Origin of the sequence: Sporosarcina ureae (assembly GCF_002082015.1) — a bacterium.
Lineage (GTDB): Bacteria > Bacillota > Bacilli > Bacillales_A > Planococcaceae > Sporosarcina > Sporosarcina ureae_A.
In genome coordinates, this window is sequence record NZ_CP015109.1 from 1,343,650 (window position 1) to 1,356,896 (window position 13,247).

The 13,247-nt window shown below is 46.3% G+C and carries 8 protein-coding genes, 3 rRNA genes and 1 riboswitch; all 11 genes read right to left on the reverse strand.

Going from position 1 to position 13,247, the window contains the following annotated elements:
• Nucleotides 1-9: 9 nt before the first annotated feature.
• Nucleotides 10-1,434: an amidophosphoribosyltransferase gene (gene purF / locus SporoP17a_RS06665; protein WP_083033865.1), complete on the reverse strand. Its 1,425-nt coding sequence runs from the start codon at nt 1,432-1,434 to the stop codon at nt 10-12.
• Entirely contained in the window at nt 1,410-3,641 is a 2,232-nt protein-coding gene (purL, locus tag SporoP17a_RS06670) for a phosphoribosylformylglycinamidine synthase subunit PurL (protein ID WP_083033866.1), read from the reverse strand. Before purL ends, purF begins: the two co-directional genes overlap by 25 nt.
• Nucleotides 3,631-4,314, reverse strand: a complete 684-nt coding sequence (gene purQ, locus SporoP17a_RS06675; RefSeq protein ID WP_083033868.1) for a phosphoribosylformylglycinamidine synthase subunit PurQ — start codon at nt 4,312-4,314, stop codon at nt 3,631-3,633. The genes purL and purQ overlap by 11 nt, the downstream gene beginning before the upstream one ends.
• On the reverse strand, nt 4,311-4,565 hold the full coding sequence (purS, locus tag SporoP17a_RS06680; protein WP_083033870.1) for a phosphoribosylformylglycinamidine synthase subunit PurS: 255 nt from the start codon (nt 4,563-4,565) through the stop codon (nt 4,311-4,313). The genes purQ and purS overlap by 4 nt, the downstream gene beginning before the upstream one ends.
• 37 nt (nt 4,566-4,602) lie before the next feature.
• Complete coding sequence (purK, locus tag SporoP17a_RS06685; protein WP_237262424.1) at nt 4,603-5,670, reverse strand: 5-(carboxyamino)imidazole ribonucleotide synthase; 1,068 nt, start codon at nt 5,668-5,670, stop codon at nt 4,603-4,605.
• A gap of 56 nt (nt 5,671-5,726) precedes the next feature.
• Nucleotides 5,727-6,191 carry a 5-(carboxyamino)imidazole ribonucleotide mutase gene (gene purE, locus SporoP17a_RS06690; RefSeq protein ID WP_420542200.1) on the reverse strand — a complete coding sequence of 155 codons (465 nt, stop codon included), beginning with the start codon at nt 6,189-6,191 and terminating at the stop codon, nt 5,727-5,729.
• A 184-nt stretch (nt 6,192-6,375) separates the two neighbouring features.
• Nucleotides 6,376-6,476: riboswitch (purine riboswitch) on the reverse strand.
• A gap of 127 nt (nt 6,477-6,603) precedes the next feature.
• Nucleotides 6,604-6,789: an NETI motif-containing protein gene (locus SporoP17a_RS06695; protein WP_083033875.1), complete on the reverse strand. Its 186-nt coding sequence runs from the start codon at nt 6,787-6,789 to the stop codon at nt 6,604-6,606.
• Nucleotides 6,786-7,313: a DUF2179 domain-containing protein gene (locus tag SporoP17a_RS06700; protein WP_083033877.1), complete on the reverse strand. Its 528-nt coding sequence runs from the start codon at nt 7,311-7,313 to the stop codon at nt 6,786-6,788. Before SporoP17a_RS06700 ends, SporoP17a_RS06695 begins: the two co-directional genes overlap by 4 nt.
• 624 nt (nt 7,314-7,937) lie before the next feature.
• A 5S ribosomal RNA gene (gene rrf, locus SporoP17a_RS06705) occupies nt 7,938-8,053 on the reverse strand.
• A gap of 73 nt (nt 8,054-8,126) precedes the next feature.
• Nucleotides 8,127-11,056, reverse strand: a 23S ribosomal RNA gene (locus SporoP17a_RS06710).
• Between the two features lie 256 nt (nt 11,057-11,312).
• Nucleotides 11,313-12,865 (reverse strand): 16S ribosomal RNA (locus SporoP17a_RS06715).
• Together the 16S, 23S and 5S rRNA genes form the textbook arrangement of a ribosomal RNA operon.
• Between the last annotated feature and the right edge of the window lie 382 nt (nt 12,866-13,247).

The following is a 13,247-nucleotide window of genomic DNA, read 5'->3' on the forward strand; positions in this document are numbered from 1 at the left end:
AAAGGCCTCCTATCGTACGATTTCTTTTTCATGCGGCATTGCTGTATCTGAATAAATCTCAGTTGGATATTCGCCTGTGAAACAAGCTAAGCATTGTCCGCAATTTTTCATTTCTGATGACCGACCATTCGATTCCAGCATTCCATCTATTGATAAGAATGACAGTGAATCTGCGCCAATTTCATCACGCATTTCTTCTATAGTACGACCTGTCGCAAGTAATTCTGAATCAGAACTAATATCTACACCGTAATAACATGGAGCGATCAAGGGTGGTGAAGCAATGACGACATGTATTTCTTTAGCGCCTGCATCGCGAAGCATGGAAACGATTCGTTTAGATGTTGTACCACGAACGATTGAATCATCCACCATCACCACACGCTTACCGTCGACGACTTGGTGTACAGGCGATAGCTTCATCTTTACACCTTGTTCACGCAATGCTTGAGATGGTTGAATAAACGTTCGTCCGACATAACGGTTTTTGATTAATCCCAACTCATACGGAATCCCGCTTTGTTCAGAAAATCCAATGGCAGCAGAGATGCTCGAATCCGGAACCCCTGTGACCACATCTGCACTAATCTGTACTTCACGAGCTAATTGCTTCCCGCAACGTTTACGTGCCGCATGGATATTAATTCCGTCAATATTTGAATCAGGACGGGAAAAGTATACATATTCCATAGAACACATCGCAGAATCTGCTGGTTCTGCAAAACGCTCAGACACCAATCCACTATCATTGATAATCAGCAATTCACCTGGCTCTACAGAACGGACGTGTTCAGCACCGATAATTTCAAATGCACACGTTTCGGATGCAACGACCCACGCATCACCGATTTTCCCTAATGACAATGGACGCATACCGTTCGGGTCTTGTGCAACCATCAATCCTTCATCTGTCATTAAAACGAATGCAAATGCACCTTTTAGAATACTAAGTGCCTTCTTCACCCGGTCTCGATGATTACGAGAACCACTGCTACGTTTAATCAAGTGAGCGAGTACTTCAGTGTCGGATGTACTTTGGAAGATACTACCTTGACGTTCCAAATGTTCTTTCAGGTCTGTTGCATTGATCAGATTTCCGTTATGGGCGATAGCTAGGCTACCCGTTGTTGAACGGAAGACAAGTGGCTGAACATTTTCAATACCACGTCCGTCTTTTGTCGTATAGCGAACTTGCCCAATTGCGCCACGTCCTTCAAGTGAGTCTAGTTTTTCACCTGAAAACACTTCATTGACTAGTCCTTCACCTTTCACTGCATGGAGACCGTTCTCGCCTTTTACGACGATACCCGCTCCTTCTTGTCCTCGATGCTGAAGAGCATGCAATGCGTAATAGCTGAGCTGTGCAGCATCGTCATGACCCCAAATACCAAATACGCCGCACTCTTCGTTTAGTCCTCTGAGTTCAGCAAGCATGCAATTGCTCCTTTCCAAGCAGTTTGGAACTCTTCTACCGTCCCTTCTATTAGGACAGTTCCTTCTGCATCTTTGATAACGATTTCTTCGCCATCCGTCACTGTTCCGATTTTCACTGCATCTTCGACTTTCTCTTCAAATGCAGCTACTTGATCAGCTTGTACCGTAACCAAGAAACGTGACTGTGTTTCACTGAATAATGCAGTGACTGCTGAACCTTTCACTGTTACATCTACACCCAAACCTTGTGAACCGAATGTACCTTCACAGAGCGCTACTGCAAACCCACCTTCAGACAAATCATCCGCGGATTGAATCATTCCAGCTTGGATTGCTTCGAGAAGTTGTTGCTGACGCGTTGCTTCTACGTCCAAATCGATTGCAGGTGATTTACCGAAGATCTTTCCTTCGATCATTTGTTGCAATTCACTGCCGCCGAATTCTGTTTCTGTTTGACCGATTAAGTAGATCGCGTCTCCAGCTTGTTTGAAACCAGGTGTTGTCACTTGGCTTAAATCATGGACGATTCCTACTAAACCAATTGTTGGTGTTGGATAGATTGGCACACCGTTTACTTCATTGGAGAGAGATACGTTACCACCAATGACTGGTGCATTCAGTTTACGACAAGCTTCTGAAATACCGTCAGCTGACTTTTCCAGTTGCCAGAATACTTCTGGTTTGTCCGGACTACCAAAATTCAAGCAGTCAGTCAGTGCGATCGGCTCTGCACCTGAACATACAAGGTTACGTGCAGCCTCAGCTACCGCAATCTTACCGCCAACTTCTGGATCCAAATAAATAAATCGAGAGTTACAATCTGCAGTCATCGCAATCCCTTTATTTGTTCCTCTCACACGGATCACACCTGCTGAAGCTCCTGGCGCGAGCACTGTATTCGTTCTTGCACCTGTATCGAACTGATTATATACCCACTCTTTAGAAGCAATCGTTGGACGTTGCAATAAATCGAGTAATGTCTCTTTCATATTCGCTACTTGTGGTTCTTTATTTTCAATCGCTTGGTTTTCCGCAAACGATGCAGGTTCTTTTGATTCTTTCTGATAGCTCGGTGCGTCTTCAGCTAGAAGATCTGCTGAAACTTCTGCTACGACTTCGCCTTTATGGAGCAAACGCAACATTTTATCATCTGTTACATGACCGATAGTCGCTGCTGTTATTCCGTACTTCGTGAATAGTGCAATGACCTCTTCTTCACGACCTTTTTTCACAACGATCAACATACGTTCCTGAGATTCAGACAACATCATTTCATACGCTGTCATATTCTCTTCACGCTGTGGTACAAGATCCAAGTTCATTTCCACGCCATAGCCGGCTTTTGAGGCCATTTCTGCTGCTGAAGATGTAAGACCTGCCGCACCCATGTCTTGGATACCGATTAATGCATCGGATTGAACTAGCTCTAAGCAAGCTTCCATCAATAGCTTTTCTATGAATGGATCTCCTGCTTGCATGACCGGTAGTTCTTGCTCTTCTTCAATAGTTAGTTCAGAAGAAGACATGGTGGCGCCATGAATTCCGTCACGGCCTGTTGTAGCCCCCGCATATATCACTGTGTTGCCTATACCAGCTGCAACACCTTTTTGAATATCTTCATGATTCAACAAACCGACAGCCATCGCGTTGACCAACGGACGCTTCGAATAGCACTGATCAAATTGAACTTCACCAGCTACCGTTGGGATTCCCATTGCGTTACCGTAACTCGCAATTCCAGCAACCGCTTCTTCAAACAAGAATCGATCTCGGGGTTCTGTTAAATCTCCAAAACGTAGTGAATTGACTAACGCTACCGGACGCGCACCCATAGAGAATACATCACGAATGATTCCGCCAGCGCCTGTTGCTGCACCAATGAAAGGCTCGATTGCCGATGGTGAGTTATGAGATTCCATTTTAAACACAGCAGCTTGATTATCACCGATGTCTACAATCCCAGCACCTTCACCCGGCCCTTGTAGTACACGTGCACCTTCAGTAGGAAATCTGCGTAACACAGACTTTGAGCTTTTATACGAACAGTGTTCTGACCACATGGCAGAGAACAGACCTGTTTCTACGTAATTTGGAGTACGTCCAAGTTTTTCTACTGCGCGCTCATACTCTGCATCCGTCATTCCCATTTGGAGATATAGACGATTTTCTTTAATTTGCTCAGCTGTAGGCTCGTGATTAATTGACATGCTGTTCACCCCGATTGTTCATGATTGATTGGAATAAAGCCATTCCATCTGTTCCACCGATGATTTCTTCTACCGCACGTTCAGGAAGTGGCATCATACCGAGGACATTCCCTTTTTCATTCGTGATTCCTGCGATCGCTTCTGTACTGCCATCTGTATTTTCATTCGCATATGTGAAGACAATTTGATTATTGTTTTTAAGTACTTCTACTGTCTGCTCATCTGCATAGTAGTTACCAAATTCATTAGCAACTGGCAATGTAAGCATTTGTCCTTGTGTATATTCTTTTGTGAACACTGTATTATTATTTTCCACTCGAATAGTATCTTGAGTCGAACGGAATTTCAAACCTTTATTACGTAAGAATCCACCCGGGAGAATACCTGCTTCTACTAAGATATGAAAACCATTACCTACACCTAGAACTAACTTGCCTGACTCAGCAAATGCTTGAAGCTGTTTGCAGGCAGGTGAACTTTTCGCCAATGCACCCGGACGTAAGTAATTGCCGTATGATGTGCCTGTCGGTAATAGAACTGCATCGAATTGATCGAGTTGATCAGCTTCAGTATGCCAAACGTATTCTACATCTTGCTTTACTGTTTCCTCAATTGCATGGTACATATCAAGATCACAAGTAAGACCTGGGAATACTAGAACGGCGAACTTCATTTGCTGGCAACCTCCCCAATTTCAAAGCGATAATCTTCAATGACTTTATTGATCAATAGATCGTTACACATTTCATTCACACGTGCTTCAATTGTTTCTTCTGATCCATCCAGCTGTAATTCGATCAATTTCCCAACCCGTACACTTTTCACTTCTTCATAGCCTATCTTCTGAAGTGCTTCAGTTGTCGCGATGCCTTGTGGATCTACAACACTTTCACGTAGTGTTACATAAATTGTTACTTTCGTCATTGTCAGTTCCTCCCAAAGTGGAAATAATAGTTTTTTATTAGTTATGATCTTGCCATATATTAGACTGCTCAATTTCTTGTAGAGTTTCTTCAAGACTTTCTGTCATGATCGTGACGTGACCCATTTTTCGTTTTTCTTTTACTTCTGCTTTGCCGTATAAATGAATGGACCAATCTGGATAATCCGCAATGCGCTCTTGAAGTGGTGCTACATGTTCCCCAAGCACATTTACCATAATAGACGGTGCCCATAACTTCGGCTCGCGTAAAGGCCAACCACAGACTGCACGTACGTGCTGATGGAATTGTGAGACGTTACATGCCTCAATTGAGTAGTGACCAGAGTTATGTGGGCGTGGGGCTAATTCATTAATAATGATTGTACCGTCCGGCAGTACGAACATCTCAACTGCCAGTGTCCCTACCAACTCTAAATGACTCGCTATTTTCTGTGCTGCATTTTCTGCTTGCTCTAAAACCGCTTGATTTACGCGTGCTGGCACAATCGATTCGTGCAAAATATGATGCTTATGAATGTTCTCTGCAATCGGCAGACAATAGGTTTGTCCTGCAGGGTTTCGTTGAATAATAACCGAAATCTCTTTTTCAAATGGAACGAAAGCTTCTGCAATACAAGAAGAATGTGTAAATAGATCTTTGGCACTTTCCATTTGCTCTTTCGCTTCAAGCTTTATTTGACCTTTACCGTCGTAACCGCCAAAAGCAGTTTTCACAATACAAGGAAAACCAAGATCATCTATTTTCTGTACTAACTCTTCATATGTCTCAGCGGTTATGTAAGGCGCAACCGGTACCCCAGCCGCTTGAATCTCAGCCTTTTCATTGATGCGGTTTTGCGTGATACGGACTAGATCGGCACCTTGAGGTACGTAAGCTTTCTCTGTCAGCCGTTTCAATCCTTCATAATCAATATTTTCAAATTCAAATGTAATGACATCACTTACTTGGCTTAATTCATTCAGCGCTTCTTCATCATTATACGGTGCCACGATTTCGATATCCGCTAACTGTCCGCAAGGGGAATTTTTTGTTGGATCAAGTACCGCAATCTTGAAACCCGCTTCTTTTGCCGCAAGTCCCATCATCCGTCCCAATTGGCCACCACCGATGATACCGATTGTCTGTCCTGGTTGAATCAGTTTCAATTTAGTTCACCACTGCTTTCTAACGAGATCTTCTTCATTTCATCGCGTCTTTGCTGTAGTTTCTTACGTAATTTCTCATCTTGTACACAGAGTATTTGAGCTGCTAGAAGGCCGGCATTCGTAGCACCCGCTTTACCGATTGACACAGTCGCTACAGGTACACCTCCTGGCATCTGAACGATGGATAATAACGAGTCCATGCCATTCAATGCTTTAGATTGCACAGGCACACCAATAACAGGAACTAGCGTTTTTGCTGCAACCATCCCTGGTAGATGGGCAGCTCCGCCTGCTCCTGCGATAATGGCGTGTAATCCCTTTTTTTCCGCTTGTTCCGCATAGTCAAACATGAAATCCGGCGTACGGTGGGCTGATACTACTTTCTTTTCATAAGAAACTCCTAGTTCATCTAATATGTCGCATGCATGCTTCATTGTTTCCCAGTCGCTCTTACTGCCCATAATGACACCAATTTTCGGTTCCAAATCCAATCCGCTCCTTCATGTACAACATGATTTAATATAAGATAATAAAAAGGTCCTTGAAAACTCCACTTTTCACATGCACAAAAAGCAGAACTTTCAAGGACCTTTACCAAAATGGATACATAGCTAGCATAATCTAGCTATTCTCCAATATTATCCAAGAAAAATTGCTTTCCCACATAGTGTAGACATTTACGGTGTCTTGGTAGAAACGCCACAGCCAATTCTGCAGCATATACGGGGAACTCATTTACTCTTATTATATTATCAATTATTACATAATCCGTCAACTAAAAGACGAACAATATAATATAAGTCTTTTACAATCATTCGCTTTTAAGTTGACATATGAATGAATAACCATCAGCTACCTCTCTTCTGATAGTTATTAGCTATTTTTTATACCTTGAAACTGTGTTTGCTGTTTAATAGGAACATACTCTTCTCCGACCTGTTTAAATAGTGGCTTCTCACGTCTCGCAACAACGGTATACCCCATACTTTGAATTCTCTCCAAACATTCCTCGAGTGTCTCATTTTCTTCCCTATCAAACCACATCTTTTGTTTACTCATTTAAATAACTTGCCTCTTTTCACACTCTTCACCCAGAATCCACCATGTATCGACTTAGGTTCATACGATATAATAAATGCTTTCGGATCGAGTTCCGTTATCGTTTTATACAATTGCACTTCATATTTACGAGGTGTCAGAATCTGCATAGTAGAACGATGACCACTTAATCCATTAGCTGCTGAGTCTGTCACGCCATAACCAAGTCGGCGCAATTCAGCAGGCATTTCTTTATCGACATCTGCTGTTATCACGTTCACCGTTATATAACCGAGTGCTAAACGTTCTTCAATTTTCGAACCGATAATAACCCCAATTCCATACCCAAGTGCATAAGCTATCAAGTTCTGGATTTGATCGAGATTATCCAGTACCAATCCAAGCCCGATGACGTATACCACCGTTTCAATCATACTCACTGTTGCGGCAATATAACGATAGCCTTTGAGTGTTAGGATTATTCGTATTGTCATAAACGTTACATAGACAATATTGATCGCGAAAATAATTAATATCATTACCATTGCACCACTCCTTTAAACAAGTAGGATAATCGTATCGCGCCTTAGTTAAAAACTCAAGGAAAGTCTTTTAAATAATAGATTGTAAGAAGCGATTGTTGGGAGGGAGATGGATAGAACGGTTGGCAAGGTTCGTAGAGTGGAGGAGCGGGCAATATAGAGCGAGACGTGGGGGTGATAGAGCGGATTGCAGGAAGTATAGAGCACTTGACTGGGTTCATAGAGCGTATACTGTGACTTGTTGAGCGGATACGCGGAGTCATTGAGCGCTTACCTGAGACCATTGAGCGGATACGCCGAGCGGTTGAGCGCTTGCTGTGACTCATTGAGCGGAAACGCGGAGTGATTGAGCGCTTGCCTGAGACCATTGAGCGGATACGCCGAGTGGTTGAGCGCTTGCTGTGACTTGTTGAGCGGATACGCCGAGCGGTTGAGCGCTTGCCATGATTCATTGAGCGGATAAGCGAAACGATTGAGCGATGATCGCAACTCAATGAGCGTTTATGCAGCGCGATAGAGCGAATAACCCAACTCTATGAGCGAGTAAAGTATGAATACATCATATTCCATTCAACTCTTTCTATTACAAAGCACAAAAAAGCCACTCCCCAAAGGGAATGGCTTCGTGCCTAGCAACGTCCTACTCTCACAGGGGGAAACCCCCAACTACCATCGGCGCTGAAGAGCTTAACTTCCGTGTTCGGTATGGGAACGGGTGTGACCTCTTCGCCATCGTTACTAGACTCTTTGAGTAAAGCTTGTTCACTCAAAACTGAATAAAAGACATTGTGTAGTTCAAGTAACTACTTTTTATAATAGGTTAAGTCCTCGATCGATTAGTATCTGTCAGCTACATACGTCGCCGTACTTACACCCCAGACCTATCCACCTCATCATCTTTGAGGGATCTTACTTACTTGCGTAATGGGAAATCTCATCTTGAAGGGGGCTTCATGCTTAGATGCTTTCAGCATTTATCCCGTCCATACATAGCTACCCAGCGATGCCTTTGGCAAGACAACTGGTACACCAGCGGTATGTCCATCCCGGTCCTCTCGTACTAAGGACAGCTCTTCTCAAATTTCCTGCGCCCGCGACGGATAGGGACCGAACTGTCTCACGACGTTCTGAACCCAGCTCGCGTGCCGCTTTAATGGGCGAACAGCCCAACCCTTGGGACCGACTACAGCCCCAGGATGCGACGAGCCGACATCGAGGTGCCAAACCTCCCCGTCGATGTGGACTCTTGGGGGAGATAAGCCTGTTATCCCCGGGGTAGCTTTTATCCGTTGAGCGATGGCCCTTCCATGCGGAACCACCGGATCACTAAGTCCGTCTTTCGACCCTGCTCGACTTGTAGGTCTCGCAGTCAAGCTTCCTTATGCCTTTGCACTCTGCGAATGATGTCCAACCATTCTGAGGAAACCTTTGAGCGCCTCCGTTACTCTTTAGGAGGCGACCGCCCCAGTCAAACTGTCCACCTGACACTGTCTCCTGCCCGGATCACGGGCAAGGGTTAGAAGTCCAATACAGCCAGGGTAGTATCCCACCAATGCCTCCTCCGAAGCTGGCGCTCCGGAATCCAAGGCTCCTACCTATCCTGTACAGGCTGCACCGGAATTCAATATCAGGCTACAGTAAAGCTCCACGGGGTCTTTCCGTCCTGTCGCGGGTAATGCGCATCTTCACGCATATTATAATTTCACCGAGTCTCTCGTTGAGACAGTGCCCAGATCGTTACGCCTTTCGTGCGGGTCGGAACTTACCCGACAAGGAATTTCGCTACCTTAGGACCGTTATAGTTACGGCCGCCGTTTACTGGGGCTTCAATTCGGAGCTTCGCTTGCGCTAACCCCTCCTCTTAACCTTCCAGCACCGGGCAGGCGTCAGCCCCTATACGTCATCTTACGATTTTGCAGAGACCTGTGTTTTTGCTAAACAGTCGCCTGGGCCTATTCACTGCGGCTCTCTCGGGCTATTCACCCTACCAGAGCACCCCTTCTCCCGAAGTTACGGGGTCATTTTGCCGAGTTCCTTAACGAGAGTTCTCTCGATCACCTTAGGATTCTCTCCTCGCCTACCTGTGTCGGTTTGCGGTACAGGCACCTCCCGCCTCGCTAGAGGCTTTTCTTGGCAGTGTGAAATCAGGGACTCTGGAGATTAAATCTCCTCGCCATCACAGCCTGGTGTTAGATGAGAACGGGATTTGCCTCGTTCTCCACCTCACTGCTTAGACACACAACCAACTGTGTGCTCACCCTATCCTACTGCGTCCCCCCATTACTCAAACGGCGGGGAGGTGGTACAGGAATATCAACCTGTTGTCCATCGTCTACGCCTATCGGCCTCGACTTAGGTCCTGACTAACCCTGAGCGGACGAGCCTTCCTCAGGAAACCTTGGGCATTCGGTGGAAGGGATTCTCACCCTTCTTTCGCTACTCATACCGGCATTCTCACTTCCAAGCGCTCCACCAGTCCTTCCGGTCTAGCTTCAACGCCCTTGGAACGCTCTCCTACCATTGACCCTAAGGTCAATCCACAGCTTCGGTGATCTGTTTAGCCCCGGTACATTTTCGGCGCAGCGCCACTCGACCAGTGAGCTATTACGCACTCTTTAAATGATGGCTGCTTCTAAGCCAACATCCTGGTTGTCTGGGCAACGCCACATCCTTTTCCACTTAACAGATACTTGGGGACCTTAGCTGGTGGTCTGGGCTGTTTCCCTCTCGACAATGGATCTTATCACCCACTGTCTGACTCCCAAACATAAATCATCGGCATTCGGAGTTTGTCTGAATTCGGTAACCCGGGATGGGCCCCTCGTCCAAACAGTGCTCTACCTCCGAGATTCTTTCGTTTGAGGCTAGCCCTAAAGCTATTTCGGAGAGAACCAGCTATCTCCAGGTTCGATTGGAATTTCACCGCTACCCACACCTCATCCCCGCATTTTTCAACATACGTGGGTTCGGGCCTCCAGTCAGTGTTACCTGACCTTCACCCTGGACATGGGTAGATCACCTGGTTTCGGGTCTACGACCCCATACTCATTCGCCCTATTCAGACTCGCTTTCGCTGCGGCTCCGCTTTCTCAGCTTAACCTTGCATGGAATCGTAACTCGCCGGTTCATTCTACAAAAGGCACGCCATCACCCATTAACGGGCTCTGACAATTTGTAAGCGCACGGTTTCAGGATCTATTTCACTCCCCTTCCGGGGTGCTTTTCACCTTTCCCTCACGGTACTGGTTCACTATCGGTCACTAGGGAGTATTTAGCCTTGGGAGATGGTCCTCCCGGATTCCGACGGAATTTCACGTGTTCCGCCGTACTCAGGATCCACTCTGGAGAGAATGTGCTTTCGATTACGGGGCTTTTACCCTCTTCGGCGGACCTTTCCAGGTCGCTTCATCTACCACATTCCTTTGTAACTCCGTATAGAGTGTCCTACAACCCCAAGAAGCAAGCTTCTTGGTTTGGGCTCTTCCCGTTTCGCTCGCCGCTACTAAGGGAATCGATGTTTCTTTCTCTTCCTCCGGGTACTTAGATGTTTCAGTTCTCCGGGTGTGCCACGAGTATGCTATGTATTCACATACACGTACTGTCCCATTATGGACAGTGGGTTTCCCCATTCGGAAATCTTCGGATCAAAGCTCACTTACAGCTCCCCGAAGCATATCGGTGTTAGTGCCGTCCTTCATCGGCTCCTAGTGCCAAGGCATCCGCCGTGCGCCCTTTCTAACTTAACCTATAAAAGGTCCAACTTCATCCTAGCGATAGGATTCAGAAGGTTAAAAAGATTGCTTGAATCGCAAATATGCGACTCGGTTGATTACTTGATTACTTTCAATGTCGTTTTATCCAGTTTTCAATGAACAAGAAAAAAGCTTTGAACACTCATACAATGAGCCTTCAAAACTGAACGCAAAACGTTAACGTGATAGATCGAAGATCTATCTTCCGAATGTTCCTTCCATATTTCAGGCAAGAAAACATAATCCTTAGAAAGGAGGTGATCCAGCCGCACCTTCCGATACGGCTACCTTGTTACGACTTCACCCCAATCATCTGTCCCACCTTCGGCGGCTAGCTCCCCTAAGGGTTACCCCACCGACTTCGGGTGTTACAAACTCTCGTGGTGTGACGGGCGGTGTGTACAAGACCCGGGAACGTATTCACCGTGGCATGCTGATCCACGATTACTAGCGATTCCGGCTTCATGCAGGCGAGTTGCAGCCTGCAATCCGAACTGGGAACGATTTTGTGGGATTGGCTCCCCCTCGCGGGTTTGCAGCCCTCTGTATCGTCCATTGTAGCACGTGTGTAGCCCAGGTCATAAGGGGCATGATGATTTGACGTCATCCCCACCTTCCTCCGGTTTGTCACCGGCAGTCACATTAGAGTGCCCAACTGAATGATGGCAACTAACATTAAGGGTTGCGCTCGTTGCGGGACTTAACCCAACATCTCACGACACGAGCTGACGACAACCATGCACCACCTGTCACCAGTGTCCCCGAAGGGAAAATCATGTCTCCATGACGGTCACTGGGATGTCAAGACCTGGTAAGGTTCTTCGCGTTGCTTCGAATTAAACCACATGCTCCACCGCTTGTGCGGGTCCCCGTCAATTCCTTTGAGTTTCAGCCTTGCGGCCGTACTCCCCAGGCGGAGTGCTTAATGCGTTAGCTGCAGCACTAAGGGGCGGAAACCCCCTAACACTTAGCACTCATCGTTTACGGCGTGGACTACCAGGGTATCTAATCCTGTTTGCTCCCCACGCTTTCGCGCCTCAGCGTCAGTTACAGACCAGAAAGCCGCCTTCGCCACTGGTGTTCCTCCACATCTCTACGCATTTCACCGCTACACGTGGAATTCCGCTTTCCTCTTCTGTACTCAAGTCCTCCAGTTTCCAATGACCCTCCACGGTTGAGCCGTGGGCTTTCACATCAGACTTAAAGGACCGCCTGCGCGCGCTTTACGCCCAATAATTCCGGACAACGCTTGCCACCTACGTATTACCGCGGCTGCTGGCACGTAGTTAGCCGTGGCTTTCTGGTAAGGTACCGTCAAGGTACAGGCAGTTACTCCTGTACTTGTTCTTCCCTTACAACAGAGCTTTACGATCCGAAAACCTTCTTCACTCACGCGGCATTGCTCCATCAGACTTTCGTCCATTGTGGAAGATTCCCTACTGCTGCCTCCCGTAGGAGTCTGGGCCGTGTCTCAGTCCCAGTGTGGCCGATCACCCTCTCAGGTCGGCTACGCATCGTTGCCTTGGTGAGCCATTACCCCACCAACTAGCTAATGCGCCGCGGGCCCATCCTTCAGTGACAGCGAGACGCCGTCTTTCAACATCTTCTCATGCGAGATGATGGATTATTCGGTATTAGCCCCGGTTTCCCGGAGTTATCCCCATCTGAAGGGTAGGTTGCCCACGTGTTACTCACCCGTCCGCCGCTAACTGTTGGAAGCAAGCTTCCAACAGTTCGCTCGACTTGCATGTATTAGGCATGCCGCCAGCGTTCGTCCTGAGCCAGGATCAAACTCTCCATAAGACTGACAGACAATCTGCAGTGAATTGCGTCGTTGATTTCAGTCGATCAGTCGGTCACGTACCTAAGTACGCTTCCTCCTTCTCCCCTTCATCTCCTAGCACTTCACTACATCTTGTCAGTCAGTAAAACGAAAATTCGATTAGCTCGAGTTTCATTTGCTGGCATCAATTAAGATACTCATTTTGTTTATGTCATCGTATGATGCATAAACTGTATTTCGTTAACGTTTTGCTGTTCAGTTTTCAAGGTTCATGTTGCAGTCGCGTTCTTGACTGTTCTATTACTATATCAGACGCATTTAAAACTGTCAACAACTTTGGACAACCTTTTTTAATTTCTTTTTCGTTTCTTTTAGATTCGATGCCATTAACTCTCTTAAAGT